The organism is Variovorax sp. AC103 (assembly GCF_979254005.1).
Genome location: NZ_CEEDFC010000001.1, coordinates 229,589 through 244,442 on the forward strand (window position 1 = coordinate 229,589; position 14,854 = coordinate 244,442).

4 protein-coding genes are annotated in these 14,854 nt (G+C 70.2%); 2 read left to right on the forward strand and 2 right to left on the reverse strand.

Annotated features, from left to right (window positions below; genetic code table 11):
- Both AC0IYU_RS01130 and AC0IYU_RS01135 read right to left on the reverse strand, forming a co-directional pair.
- The gene (locus AC0IYU_RS01130; protein ID WP_472112007.1) at positions 1 to 5,007 is read right to left on the reverse strand and encodes an amino acid adenylation domain-containing protein; all 5,007 of its coding nucleotides are present in this window, start codon (positions 5,005 to 5,007) and stop codon (positions 1 to 3) included.
- On the reverse strand, positions 5,004 to 12,410 hold the full coding sequence (locus AC0IYU_RS01135) for an amino acid adenylation domain-containing protein (RefSeq protein ID WP_472112010.1): 7,407 nt from the start codon (positions 12,408 to 12,410) through the stop codon (positions 5,004 to 5,006). The genes AC0IYU_RS01130 and AC0IYU_RS01135 overlap by 4 nt, the downstream gene beginning before the upstream one ends.
- 672 nt (positions 12,411 to 13,082) lie before the next feature.
- On the opposite strand from AC0IYU_RS01135, the gene AC0IYU_RS01140 reads away from it, so the two are divergent.
- Together AC0IYU_RS01140 and AC0IYU_RS01145 are read left to right on the forward strand one after the other, a co-directional pair.
- Positions 13,083 to 13,862: a class I SAM-dependent methyltransferase gene (locus tag AC0IYU_RS01140; RefSeq protein WP_472112013.1), complete on the forward strand. Its 780-nt coding sequence runs from the start codon at positions 13,083 to 13,085 to the stop codon at positions 13,860 to 13,862.
- A 200-nt stretch (positions 13,863 to 14,062) separates the two neighbouring features.
- Entirely contained in the window at positions 14,063 to 14,758 is a 696-nt protein-coding gene (locus AC0IYU_RS01145; protein WP_472112015.1) for a peptidoglycan DD-metalloendopeptidase family protein, read from the forward strand.
- The last annotated feature ends 96 nt before the right edge of the window (positions 14,759 to 14,854 follow it).

Below are 14,854 nucleotides of genomic sequence, written 5' to 3' on the forward strand. Positions count from 1 at the left end.
TCAGCCCTTGCGCAGCCAGCCGCCGAAGGTGCGGGCGAGCAGCCCGCCGCGCTGCGCGTTGGCGGCCGTGCCCGAGGCCAGCTCGGCGAGGTCGGACGGCACGCCTTCGGGCGCGCTGCGCGCCGACGAGGCGATCTGCCCGAGGTTCTCGAACAGGTAGCGCCGCGGCTCCACGCGGTGGCCCAGCATCTGCGCGCCCTGCTGCACCGCGCGCAGCACCAGCAGCGAGTCGCCGCCCAGGTCGAAGAAGTTGTCGCTGGCGCGGATGTCGTCCACGTCGATCCCGATCACGCCGGCCCAGATCTGCGCGAGCGGCGCGTGCTCGGGGCTCAGCAGGCTCATGCCGGCCTTGCGTTGCGCCCCTTGGGCCGCGGGCGCCTGCGGGCTCTGGCCTGTCCTGTCGGTCTCGACGGCGGCCAACTTCTGCAGGTAGGCCGCGCTGGTCGAGCCCTCGGTGCTGGCAAGGTCGGCCAGCGTGGCCTGCGGGTCGTCCACCACGCGGCGCAGCACCTCGAGGTAGCGCTCGCGCAGCTGCGCGCCGGTCTCGCGCAGGTACACGTCGGCGTTGTAGATCAGCGAGCCTTCCAGGCCGAAGGGCTTGTCCATCAGCCACACGCCGATGTCGTCGGTGGCGCCGTGCTGCATCACGTGCACCTGGCGGGTCTGCAGGCTGCCGATGGAGCGGGCGCGCTCGCGGGCGTCCTGGAACGAGAACATCGCCTGGTAGGGGCCCGAGGTCTTGATCTGGCTGGCGTAGCCGGGCTCGGCCATCAGGCGCTCGAAGGGCACCTGCTGGTTGTTCATCATCGACAGCAGCTCCTGCTTCACGTAGCGCATGAACTCGGGCAGCGGGCGCGACAGGTCGACGGCGAGCGACACCGGCAGCACGTTGTTGAAGAAGCCCATCACGTCTTCGGTCTCGGCCTGCTGGCGGCCGCGCACCGGGTTGGCGATGACGATGCTGTCGGTGCCGATCACCCGCGCCATGGTCAGCGCGTACACGCCGAAGGTCAGCATGCTGAGCGTCACGTCCATGCCGCGCGCAATGTCGCGCAGGCGCTGCGTGGTCTGCAGGTCGATGGCGATCCAGTGCGCGCCGCCCTGGCCGCTCTTGCCCGCGCGGCGCGGCATGTCGGTGCGCGGCATGCGCGCGGCCTTGGCACCGTCGAGCCGGCGGCGCCAGAACTCGACCTGCGCCTCGCAGGCGGGGCTGTCCATCCACGTCGCAAGCCATTCGGCGTAGTCGCCGTAGGTGGTGGCGAGCGCCGGCAGGTTGTGCGGACGGCCGCGCTCGGCCGCGTCGTACAGCGCCGACAGCTCGTTCTGCAGCAGGTCGAAAGACCAGCCGTCCCACACCAGGTGGTGCGGCACGAACATGAACACGTGCTCGTTGTCGTCCACCTGGAACAGGGTGGCGTGGGCCATCGGCGCCTGGTGGATGTCGATGGGGCGGTCGGCCAGCTCCTGCATGCGCTCGGCCAGCTCGGCCTCGCGCTGGTCGGCCGGCAGGCCGCGCAGGTCGACCAGCGGCAGGGCAAATTCCACGGACTGCGAAATCAGTTGCAGCGGCTTGCCGGTCTGCGCGTCGACGCCCATGCGGGTGCGCAGCGAGGGCTGGCGCTGGATCATTTCGCGCAGCGCGGCCTCGAAGCGCGGCGCGTCGAGCGCGCCGACCAGGCGCTGCGCCGACGGTGCGTTGTAGACCGAGCGGCCCGGATGCAGCTCTTCCATGAAGCGGATGCGCTCCTGCTGCAGCGTGATCGGTGCGCTGTCGCGCCCGGCGGCCAGGCCGATGGGGGCCTCCAGCCCGACGCCCGCGCCCTGCAGGGCCTGGATCGCCAGCGCCAGCTTCTGCGCCGTGGGGGCCTCGAACAGCGAGCGCAGCGGCAGCGTGACCTGGAACTCGCGGCTCAGCAGCGTCGTGAGGCGCGCGGCCAGCAGCGAGTGGCCGCCCATGGTGAAGAAGTCGTCGTGCATGTCCAGCCCGGGCAGGCTCAGCACCTTCTCCATGGCGGCGAGCACGCGGCGCTCGTGGTCGTTGCGCGGGGCCGCGCCGCGGCGCACCTCCCCGCGCGACACGGCCTGCGGCGGCGGCAGCGCGACGCGGTCCACCTTGCCGTTGGCCAGGCAGGGCAGGGCGGCGAGGGTCACCACGTGCTGCGGCAGCATGAAGGCCGGCAGGTGCTTGCGCAGGTGCACCATGAGCGCGTCGAGGTCGAAGCTGGCGCCCGGCGTCAGCGCCAGGTAGGCCACCAGGCGCACGTCGCCCGGGTTGTCTTCGCGGGCCACGACCACGCTGCGCGAGACGCCCGGCACCTCGGTGCAGCGCACCTCGATCTCGCCCGGCTCGATGCGGTAGCCGCGCACCTTCACCTGGAAGTCGAGCCGCCCGAGGTGGTCGAGCAGCCCGTCGTTGCGCCAGCGGCCGCGGTCGCCGGAGCGGTAGATCTTCTTGGCGGTGCCCAGCACGCGCACCGTGACGAAGCGCTCCGCGGTGAGCTCGGGGCGGTCGAGGTAGCCCAGCGACACGCCTTCGCCCGCGATGCAGATTTCGCCGGGCACGCCCACCGGGCAGGGCTGCAGGTTGGCGTCGAGGATCCAGATCTCGGTGTTGTCCACCGGCTGGCCGATCGACACGCCGCGCGACGCGATGTCTTCCGGGCGCACGCGCCAGGCCGTGGAGTACACGGTGGTCTCGGTCGGGCCGTAGCCGTTCCACAGGCCTTCCATGCGCTCGCACAGCGCCAGCGCCAGGCTGGGGCGTAGCGCCTCGCCGCCGGTCCAGCCACGGAAGCCGGGGGCGCCGCGCCACTGCGCATCCATCAGCAGTTGCCACATGCCGGGGGTGGCTTGCAGCAGGGTGATCTTCTCGTCGTCGAGCATCTTCGACAGGCGGTTGCCGTCCATGGCGACCTCGCGCTGCACCACCACCAGCTCGGCGCCGGCGGCCAGCGGCAGCAGCAGGTCGGGAACGGCCATGTCGAAGGACAGGGTGGTCACCGCGGCAATGCGGTCGTCGGGGCCGATGCCCGATTGCCGCTGCATCCACTGCAGAAGGTGGGCCACGCCCCGGTGGTGGGCGATGACGCCCTTGGGCAGGCCGGTGGAGCCGGAGGTGTAGATGACGTAGGAGGCGTCTTCGGGGCCCGCGTCGTCGGCGCTCGGTGCCAGGGCCTCGGGGGTGGCCTGGCGCCAGGCGGTGTCGCGGTCGATCTCGAAGATGCGCTCGCCCGCATCGGCACGCCAGTCGCGCGGCGCGGCGGCGATGTCGGAGGAGGTGAGCAGCAGGGCGAGCTTGGCATCGCCGGCGTAGTAGTCCAGCCGCGCCTGCGGAAAGGCGGGGTCCAGCGGCACATAGGAGGCCCCGGCTTTCAGGATGCCCATCATCGCGACGACCATCTCCAGGCTGCGCTCCAGGCACAGGCCCACGTGCTGGCCGCGGCGCACGCCGCGTGCGCGCAGGGCGTGCGCCAGGCGGTTGGACAGCACGTCGAGCTCGCGGTAGCTGCAGCTTCGCGCGCCGTCGCGCACCGCCGGGTGGTCGGGCTGCAGCAGCACGCGCGCCATGAAGCCGGCATGCGCCAGCGGCGCGCCTTCCAGCGGCACGCGCGCGGGCTGCAGCGCAACCAGCGCACGCGCGCCTTCGGCGGACAGCACCTCCAGCCGGCCGATGGTCTCGCCCGGGTTGTGCGCGGCGGACTGCAGCACGCACTCGAACATGTCCATCCAGCGCTGCACGCTGACGTCGTCGAACAGGTCGGTGTTGTACTGCGCCTCGATCTGCAGGCCGCCGTCCAGCGGGCGCAGGTTCAGGAAGATCTCGAAGTTCTCGTACTGGCGCGCAATGGTGTCCTGCGTGACGCTCAGGCCCGGGAACGACTGCGCGCTGGCGGCCACGTCGGGGTCGACGTTGAAGGCCACGCTCACCAGCGGCAGCCGGCTCGCATCGCGCTGCAGCGACAGCTCGCCCAGCAGCGCACCGTAGGTGAGCGCCTGGTGGTCGAAGGCGTCGAGCACGGCGGTGCTGCATTCCTCCATCAGCGCGTCGAAGCGCAGGTCGGCCGGCGCGGCCAGGCGCAGCGGCAGCAGGTTCACGCAATGGCCGACCAGGCCGGGCATGTCGTGCGCGAGCTGGCCCGAGGCCGGAATGCCGACCACGATGTCGTCCTGCCCCGTGAGGCGGTGCAGCGTGGCCACGAAGCCGCTGAGCAGGCCGGTGAACAGGCTGACGCCGGCCCGCGTGCTGGTGGTGCGCAGGGCGGCGACCAGGCGGCGGTCGAGCAGGCGCTCGGCGCGGCGCGAATTGAAGGTGCGCGTGGCCGGGCGCGGATGGTCCAGCGGCAGCTCCAGCACAGGCAGCGAACTGCCCGAGAAGCGCTCCAGCCAGTAGTCCACATGCGCCTGCATGGCGGGCTGCGTGGCCTCGGCGCTTTCCTCGGCCGCGAAATCCGCGAACAGCGGCGCGGCCTTGAGCTTCAGGCCGACGCCGGTCTCCTGCGCATACAGGTGGCCCAGCTGCTCGGTGATGACCGCCCACGACCAACCGTCGCACACCACGTGGTGCGCCGACATGACCAGCTCATGCTCGGTGTCGCCCAGCTGGAACAGCACGGCGCGAAACAGCGGGCCGTGTTCCAGCGAGAAGGGCGTGCACACCGCTGCGGCGTGGGCCGCGCGCAGGGCGCGCTCGCGGGCTTCGGGTTCGAGGCCGCTCAGGTCTTCATGCAGCAGCGGCTCTTCGCCGGGCTGGCTCACCAGCATGAAGGTGCCGTCCGGCGAGATGGTGGCGCGCAGCGACTGGTGGCGAGCGACCAGCAGCGTCATGGCGCGCGACAGCGCTGCGCGCTCGAGCGGGCCGCGCAGGCGCAGCAGCACCGATTCGTTGTAGGCCATCGACGCCTCGGTGCTCAGCGTGGCGCCCAGCCACACCTCACGCTGCGACTCGGTCGTCGCAACGATGCATTCGATGGCGCTGCCTGCAGCGGCGGGTTTGAGGACGGCGTTCATGCTGCGGCCTTTCCGTTGAGGAAGTGGTGACTGGGGGAGGGCGAGGAGGAAGAAGCGGTGTCCGGCACGTACCAGATGGGCTGGCCGTCGACGTCGCGGCCCAGCACGGAGCCTTCTTCGGCGGGCTTGCGGCTGTCGAAGCCGGTGAGCACGGCGGCGCGGCGCGGCAGGAAGCCCGACTCCTGCATTTCGTCCACCGACTCCTTGAAGGCGCGCTGGATGAAGACGATGTCCTGTGCGGTGTGCGCGCTCGTGAGGAAGCACGGAAAGTTGTCCAGGATGTGCACGCCGCGGCTGCGCATCATGGCGAACAGCAGGTCCTGCAGCGGGTGGTCCTCGAGCCAGCTCACGCGCCACAGCGACGCGAAGTGGCGGATCTCGATGGGCGCGCCCACCTCCTTGCACCAGCGCGAGAGCTCCGCGGCCATGGCCGCGGTGGTGGTGTTCAGGCCGGCCTGCAGCGCCGGGCCGGCCTCCTTCAGGTGCGTGAGCGAGGCCTTGGCCGCGGCCAGCGCCAGCGGGTGGCGCACGAAGGTGCCGGCGAAGTACGTCACGCCCACGCCGGGAATGGAGTCGTCGCCGTATTGCCAGGCGCCGCCGTCGAGTGCGTCCATGAACGCGCGCTTGCCGGCGATCACGCCGACCGGAAAGCCGCCGCCGATGACCTTGCCGTAGGTGGCCAGGTCGGCGCGCACGCCGAACAGCTCCTGCGCCCCGCCCAGGCTCACGCGAAAGCCTGTGATGACCTCGTCGAAGATGAGCGCGCAGCCGTGCTGTTCGGTGATGGCGCGCACCTCGTGCAGAAACTCGCGCGGCTGGAAGTCGGGCCGGCGGCTCTGCACCGGCTCGGCCAGCACGGCGGCCAGGTCGTCGGCGTTCTCGCGGATGAAGGCCAGCGCCTCGGGCGTGCCGTAGTCGAGCACGCGGATGTCGCCGAACATGCCGCTCATCACGCCCGGCGCGGCCGACAGGCCCTTGCCGGCCTTGCCGGCGCGCACCAGCACCTCGTCGAAAGTGCCGTGGTAGGAGCCGGTGAACACCACCACCGTGCTGCGGCCGGTGACGGTGCGCGCGATGCGCAGCGCGGCCATCACGGCTTCGGAGCCGGTGTTGCACAGGCCGGCGCGCTCGCTGCCGGTGAGCTCGCAGATCAGTGCCGTGACTTCGGCCGCCAGCGGGTGCTGCGGGCCGATCTCGTAGCCGGCGTCGAGCTGCTTGCGCACGGCCTCCTGCACGAAGTCGGGCTGCCAGCCGAACATGTTCATGCCGAAGCCGTTGAGCACGTCGACGTACTCGTTGCCGTCGATGTCCCACATCTTCGAACCCTTGGAGCGGTCGACGACGATCTGGTAGGTGATCTCCTTGGTCACCGGCCTGAAGCCGTTGACCACGCGCGGGTCGGCCATGTGCGCACGATGGGTTTCCGTGAACTGCTTGCTCTTTTGTGTGCGCTCCACATAGCGGCGCATGAAGGCCGCCAGGCGCGCCTTCTGGCGGCCGCTGGGCTCGCTGGTGCGCTGCGTGTGGATGCGGGCGATGGCGCCGAAGGCTTTCTTCACGTCGTAGCGCACCGGCTCCTTGGACTGCCCGTCGTCATCTGCGGGAACCGGAGCGGCGAGCGTGGCGGCGACGGCCACGGGCCCGGATGCCGACGGCTGGGCTGCGGGCTCGAGCAGCGCGGGCTGCAGCGTCATCACGGGCGCGGCTTGCGGCGCACCGGACAACAGTGCGAGCTGCTGGCGCATCAATTCCATTTGCTGCGAAATCAACTGGTTCAATGGACCGCCCGCGGAAATGCCGGCTTGCATCGGCATGTAGACCGGCACGGCCATCGGCTGCGGCGGGGCTGCCTGCTGCACCTGCGCCGCCGAAGGCGCGGCGACCGCTGCCGGCACCGCAGCGACCGGTACCGGCGCTTCAGGGGGCAGGCTTGCGCGCAGGAAGGCGGCGAGCGTGTCGAAGCTGCGGTAGGTCTCCATCAACTGGCGAAAGCTGAGGTTGACCTTGAAGTGCTTCTTGATCTGCGTGGCGGCCTGGGTCAGCGTAAGCGAATCCAGTCCCAGCTCGCCGAAGGGCGCATGCCCTTCGGCCTGCGCCATGTCGAGGCCGGAGATGTCTTCGAACAGCGTGCGCAGGCGCGCATCCACGGACGAGGCGGCAGAAGAAAGTGGCGAAGGCGTAGCAGTCACGATCGGCTCCGATGGAATGGTTTGAATGGAAAAAGCAGGAACGGGAGGCGCGGCGGCGGCAGGCGCGCTCGCGGTAAAAAGCGTCCCGGTGGCCGGGACGGCAGCGATGTCGACCCAGAAGCGCTTGCGCTCGAACGGCGTGGTGGGCAAGCGAACGCGTTGTGCGCCGGCGCGTGCGCACAGGCGCGACAGCTCGACGTCGGCGCCGCAGGTCCACAGGCGCCCAAGGGCCAGGTGCAGGGTGCGGACCTCGTCGGCCGGCTCGCCATGCAGCAACGACACGACGCCGCTGGCGCCGTGCTGGCGCACCAGCGTGCCGAGCATGTTGCGCGGGCCGGCTTCCACGAAGAGCGGGTTCGCCAGCTGCGCCATGGCGCTGCGCACCGCCGGCGAGAAATGCACCGTGCCGCGCAGGTGCTGCGCCCAGTAGCTGGCGCTGGTGGCCTCGGCGGCTTCGAGCAGGCGGCCGGTCATGGTCGAGTAGATCGGCGTGTGCGGCGCATGCAGCGCCACGCCGTTCACCAGCGCCTCGAAGGGCGCGACGGCCGCGTCCATCATGGCGGAGTGGAAGGCGTGCGAGGTCTGCAGCGCGCGGCACGCAATGCCATCGGCTTCCAGCGCTGCCTGCAGCGCCGCGATGGCGTCTAAGGGGCCGGCGGCCACGCAGGCGGTGGGGCCGTTCTCCGCGGCGAGCGACAGCTGCGGGCCGAGCCGGCCCTGCAGTTCGGCCGCGCCCAGGCGCACCGACAGCATGGCGCCGGGCGGCTGGGCCTGCATGAGCGCACCGCGCCGGGCCACGAGTTGCGCGGCGTCTTCGAGGCGCATCACGCCGGCGAGCACCGCCGCGACGAACTCGCCCACGCTGTGGCCGACGAGCGCCTGCGGCCGTGCGCCCAGCGACAGCACGCGACGGGCCAGCGCGTATTCGAGCGCGAAGATGGCGGGCTGCGTGGCGGCGGTGGGTGCCAGCGATTGCGCATCGTCCGAGAACATGCGCGCACGCAGATCGAAATCGACCGCGCCTTCGAAGGCGTTCATGCAGTCGTCGAAGGCGGCGGCGAACACCGGGTCGCCCGCATGCAGGTGCCGGCCCATGCCGGCGTACTGCGCGCCCTGGCCGGGAAACATCAGCACCAACTGCGGCGCGCGCGAGGCGGTGCGGCCGCTGGCGCGCCACGGTGAATCGGCCGTGCGCAGGGCCGCGACGGCAGCGGCCGTGTCGCCGGCCACCACGACGCGGCGGAAAGCGTGCACCTTGCGGCCGACGGCCAGCGTGTAGGCCACGTCGGCCAGCGGCAGGCCGGCCTCGGCTTCGAGGTGCGCGGCGAGCTGCGCCGTGGCCACGGCGAGTGCGGCCTCGGAGCGGGCCGACAGCGACAGAAGCTGGTCGCCGACGGCTGCGGGGGAGGCCGCGCGCGGCGGTGCTTCCTCGACGATGACGTGGGCGTTGGTGCCACCGACGCCGAACGAACTGACGCCCGCGCGGCGCGGCAGGTCGGCCCGCGGCCAGGGCTGCAGCTGGTTGCTCACGCGAAACGGCGTGCGGGCGAAGTCGATCACCGGGTTCGGCGCAGTGAAGTGCGCGGTCGGCGGCAGCACTTCGTGGTGCAGCGCCAGCGCGGTCTTGATGAGCCCGGCCGCACCGGCGGCGGTCACCATGTGGCCGACATTGCTCTTGAGCGAGCCGAGGGTGCAGAAGTCGAGCGCGTCGGTGTGCTCGGCGTAGGCCACGGCCAGGGCCTCGACCTCGATGGGGTCGCCCATCGGCGTGGCGGTGCCGTGCGCCTCCACGTACGAGATGCTGCGCGCGTCGATGTCGGCCGCGGCCAGCGCGGCGCGGATCACCGCGGCCTGGCCGTCGACGCTGGGCGCCGTGAAGCTGGCCTTGGCGCCGCCGTCGTTGTTCACCGCGGCGCTGCGCAGCACGGCGTAGATGGTGTCGCCGTCGGCCTGCGCGTCGGCCAGGCGCTTGAGCAGCACCACGGCCGCGCCGTCGCTGAACACGGTGCCCTGCGCCTGCGCGTCGAAGCTGCGCGTGTGGCCGTCGGGCGAGAGCATGGAGCCCTCGTTGTAGAGGTAGCCGCTGCGCGGCGGGCAGGTGACCGAGGCGCCGCCGGCCAGCGCCATGTAGCACTGGCCCGTGCGCAGCGCATGGAAGGCCTGGGCCACGGCCACCAGCGAGGTCGAGCAGGCGGTGTGCACGCTGACGGCCGGACCGGTCAGGTTGAGCCGGTTGGCCACGCGCGTGGTGATGTAGTCCTTCTCGTTGGCCAGCATCACCTGGAACTCGCCCACGGGCTCCACCAGGTCGGGCCGGGTGCTCACGTGGCGCTGGAAGTAGGTGGCGTTGTACATGCCGGCGTACACGCCGACCGGGCCGGGTGCCGCGTCGGGCACATAGCCGGCGCGCTCGATGCATTCCCAGCAGATCTCCAGGAACACGCGCTGCTGCGGGTCCATCAGCTGTGCTTCTTTGGGGCTGATGCCGAAGAAGGCGGCGTCGAAGTCCTCGATGCCGTCGATCACGCCGCGTGCGCGCACATACGAAGGGTCGCTGCGCAGCGCCTGGCTGATGCCTGCGTCGAGCGTGGCGTCGTCGAAGAAGCTGATGGTGTCGCGGCCGGCGACCAGGTTGGCCCAGAACTGTTCCACATCGGCCGCGCCGGGGAAGCGGCCGGCGGTGCCGATCAGTGCGACGGCGTCATCGAGGCCAGTGGCCGGGTGTGTCGCCGCTGCCGAAAAAGGGGCCGCTGCGGTCGGTCGTGCTTGGGACCCCGCCGCAGCGGCCGTGGCGGGCTCGTCGCCCGCCGGCTGCATCCGCGCCCCCATTGCTTTTGGCGTGGGATTGCGGAAGAAAAGATTGCTCGACAGCGCCAGGCCGGTGTCGCGCTGCAGGTCACCCAGCACCTGCAGCACCCGCAGGGAATCGCCGCCGAGGTCGAAGAAGTTGTCGTTGCGCCCGACTCTGTCGATGCCGAGCGCCCGCGCGAAGGCGTCGCACACCTGCTGTTCGACGGCGTCGTGCGCTTCCTCGAACGGCTGGGCGAGGTCGGGGCGTTCGGCGGCCGGTTCGGGCAGGGCCTTGCGGTCGAGCTTGCCGTTGGGCGTGACGGGCAGTTGCGCGAGCCAGACCTGCGCGGTCGGCACGAGCGCCGCGGGCAGGCGCGTGGCCAGGTGCGTGCGCAGGGCGTCCCACGACACCTTCTGCGTGCGGGCGACGAGGTAAGCCACCAGGCGCAGCTGGCCGCCGGCGTCGGGCTGCGCGACCACGGCGCAGGACTGGACGCCCGGGTGCGCCAGGATGGCCGCCTCGACTTCGCCGGTCTCGATGCGGTGGCCGTGGATCTTGACCTGGCCGTCGCGCCGGCCGATGAACTCGAGGGTGCCGTCGGCCAGCCAGCGCGCGAGGTCGCCCGTACGGTAGAGGCGGTCGTCCGGGCCGCCGAAGGGGTCGGACACGAAGCGTTCGGCGCTGAGCCGTGGCTGCCGCAGGTAGCCGCGCGCCAGGCCGTGCCCGCCGATGCAGAGCTCGCCCACGAAACCGGTCGGCAGCAGCGCCATCGACGGGCTGAGCACGCGCAGCACGGTGTCCTTGATGGGCCGGCCCAGCGGCACGGAGCGCAGGTCGTCGGGCAGGGGAGAGGGGATGCGGTGCGTGGCCGCGAAGGTGGTGCACTCGGTGGGGCCGTAGCCGTTGCTGAGCGCGAGGGCCGGCAACGCGGCCTGTGCGCGGCGCACGTGCGCCACCGAGAGCGCTTCGCCGCCGGTGAACAGGTGGCGCAGGCCGGCCAGGTGGGCCGGGTCGTCGTCGACCACGGCATTGAAGAGCGCCGCCGTGAGCCAGGCGGTGTGCACGTCGTGGCGCGCGATGGTGCGCGCCAGGCCGGCGCCGGTGGGCACGCGCTCTTGATGGATCACGCAGCAGCCGCCGTTGAGCAGCGGGCCCCAGATCTCGAGCGTGGCGGCGTCGAAACCCAGCGGTGCGGCATGCAGCACGGCGCGGCCCGGGGCGAGCTCGACGTAGTCCACGCCGATCACCAGCCGCAGGATGGCGCGGTGGCAGATCTCGATGCCCTTGGGCGTGCCCGTGGAGCCCGAGGTGTACATGACGTAGGCCACCGACTCGCCGTCGATGGCCGGGAAATTCCAAGAACTGCGTTCTGCCTTGTTGGCATATTCGTCGAGCAGCAGAACGGCGTGTTCGCCCCGCTCCGCCGGCACGAGGTGGTGGTGCGCCTGCGTGGTCAGCACGTGGTGCGCACGCGCCTCGCCCAGCATGTAGGCGATGCGTTCGGCCGGGAAATCGGTCGGTACCGGCACGTAGGCGGCGCCCGCTTTCAGGATGCCGAGCAGCGCGACGATGGCTGCCATCGAACGGTCGAGCAGCAGCCCCACGGCGTCGCCGCTGCGCACGCCCAGGCGCTGCAGGCGGTGGGCGAGCTCGTCGGAGCGGGCATCCAGTTCGGCGTAGCTCATCCGCATGTCGCCTTCCGCGAGGGCCACGGCGTGCGGCGCGGCCTTGGCCTGCAGGCTGAACATGCCGGTGACCGTGAGCGAGCGGTCCAGCGGCGAGACGGCGGTGTTCCACGTGGCCAGCTGGTCGGTGCTGTCGGCGCGCGGCAGCGTGCGGATATCGCCGAGGGCGGCGTCGGGGCGCGCCTGCAGGTCGGCGGCGGTGTCGGCCAGGGCAGCGAGCAAGGGGGCGAGTGCGTCGGCGTCCATCAGGCTGGCCGCGGCATCGACGTGAAGGCAGGCCCGTGCGGCGTCCAAGCGCAGACGCAGCACCGCATCGGCACTTGTGGCGCTTGTATATGCAGTGCCGAGGTCGTCGCGCAGCCAGAGCGCGTGGGGTTGGACGGGAGCCGGGGTCGAATCGGCGGCGGCGCGGCGTGCGGTGTCCAGTTCGCTCAGCCAGTCGCCGGCCGCGCGCGTGGCGTCGTAGGCGACGGTGATCGCCCCGCGGTGCGCGCTGCCAGCCTCGTGCAGCACGGGCCAGAGGCTTCCGAGCCAGCGCGCCTGCAGCAGCAGCCAGGCGCCGGCGAAGAGGGTGTCGGGCAGCAGATCAGCGGCGGGCGGGAGGTCGAGCGTGAGCGAGGCGGCGTGGCGTGCGTGCGGCGCATCGGCAGTGCCTGCATGGACGCGCGGCACGAACAACTCGCCCAGAAGCAGGTCGGGTGCTGCGCGGTGCGCCGTCGAAACAGTTTGAATTTCCATGTAATTACCCGCGGAAAAAATACGATGGAATTAATAAAATGCGCGAAGACATCGCCCACTCAATTGGCCTTCTGAAATTGATCTGCTCGTTTTTCTTGATGCGATCCTAGGAGCTTTGAAGGGGTCAATGTGAGGTCTTAAGGTCTACGTTACATTCAGACAAGGTTATTTCTGAAACGTACTACCCGAACTGTCCCGAACAAGGTAACTGATGCGTGTTTTGGAGAAAGAGAGCAATCACTCCGGTCGCTCCGAGGCGCCGAAAGGGCGGTCCGAGGCGGGGTACTCATAGGCAGACGCACGGGGCAAAAAGGCGAAAGCCGGGCTTACCCGATGGTTTGCATACATAACGGGATTGGTGCGCGCGTCTCGCTGGGAGTCATGCGTGGAACGCACGGGTGTGGTGCCAGGAAAATGAAACATCGCCCTCGAATGGGCTGTTATCAAATTGGCGAGTCTGTAACCAGATAAAAAACAGCTGTACAAGCCGAAAAAACGGCAAAGACTTCAGGAAGGGCGGTGTCGATCAAAAATCAATCCAATTGAAAGTCCCCAATGCTCAACGACATCCTATTACCCGACGTAGTTCTCAACCGTCGCAATCTCTATTTCGAATCTGATATTGCGAATAAGTCAGAAGCATTGGCAGCCAATGCGACTTATTTCGGCAATTTGGGATGGGCCCAGGAATACCTGGACTTTTGTCATCGGGACGAGCACTTCAGAAGCCGCTGGCTGGCGGCCGGCGGCGACTGGACGGACAAGACGGTGATCGACCTGGGATGCGGCCCCGGCAACGTATTTGCCACGCTGGGCGGCAAGCCCGGATTGCTGGTCGGGGTGGACGTGGCCGCGGGTTCGCTCGAACTGGCCTCGCGCCTGGGCTACACGGCGGTGCTGGCCGATGCGGCGCACACGCCGTTTCGCTCGGGGGTGGCGGACATCGTGGCCATCAATGCCTCGCTGCATCATTGCGACGACATGGACGCGGTGCTGCGGGAGGGCGCGCGACTGGTCAAGCCCGGCGGGCTGCTCATCACCGACCACGACCCGCAACTGACCGCCTGGGACTACAAGGGGCTGGCCAAGTTCATGTGGGACGCGCGGCTGTGGATCTACCGCGTGACGCGGCACGGCTTTCACAAGACCGGCAGCCAGCAGTCATGGGGACTGAAGACCGAAGTGCATCACCGGCCCGGCGACGGCGTGACGCGGGAGTTCTTCAAGTCGACGCTGGAGCCGCTGGGCTTTCAGGTCAGCGTGCATCCGCACAACCACCAGATCGGCGCCGACGCGCTCAGGGGCCAGGTCGGCCCCGCGCACTGGAAGTACCGCGTGGGCAATGCGCTGTCGGGCCGCGATCCGGGCGCGTCGGCAAGCGCGCTGTCGCTGATGTGCATTGCGCGCAAGAGGGCCGCGGACAAGGCGGCCCACGCCTCCGCCATGGGGTGACCGACTGACGGCCCGCGACTGCTGGTAGCCTCCCCGGATTCTTCGAATGCGCCCCCGGCCAACGGGGCGCGCTCTCCAGGCATCCAGGAAGGACTCCAGCAGTGGTTGTGACAGCAGGGACAAACATTCCAGACACGGGCAATTCAAATACGGAACGAACAGGCGGGACAGGCGGGCGCCGGCGTGCAGGCATCGCGCTGATGGCGGCGTTGATGCTGGCCGCGTGCTCCACATCGCCCAGGATGCCCGTCGCGGGCCCCGGCGAGTACGTGGTGCAGCCAGGCGACACGCTGTATCGCATCGCATCGAAAACCGGTCGCTCGGCCGGCGACATCGCGCGCTGGAGCAACCTGCAGGACCCCGACAAGCTCGAGGCAGGGCAGGTGCTGCGCGTGGTTCCGCCCGGCGGCGCGCCGGCGGGCGCGTCGTCCGATGCGCCCCCGCCTGCAAGAGGCGCCGGCAGCGAACGCGCCAGGCCGCCCCGGACCCGGGAAGCCAGGGAGCCCGAACCCGCCGCGCCGCCCGCGTCCCGTCGCAGCGACTGGGGCTGGCCCGCGCCGGGACAGGTGATCGCGGGCTTCAACGGCTCGAGCAACAAAGGCATCGACATCGCAGCCAGCCCGGGCGAAGCGGTGGTGTCGATCGGAGCGGGCAAGGTCGCTGTGACGGAAATGCTGCGCGGCTACGGCAGCGTGGTCATGGTCGACCACGGTGGCTCGTACATGTCGGTCTATACCAACCTGCGCACGGTGATGGTCAAGCAGGGGCAGCGCGTCGAGCGGGGCCAGAAGATCGCGGACATCGGCGGTGGAGACGGCGGCACGAGCAAGCTGCACTTCGAGATCCGCTACCGCGGCAACGCGGTCGATCCACGGCAATACCTGACGGCCCGCTGAACGCCAGGGCACCGGCCCATCTGACAAAAGGTATCCCCCGAATTGGTGATATCGCAAGGGCCGCGAAATGCGCAGACTCTCGCCCTCTGTCTGTCG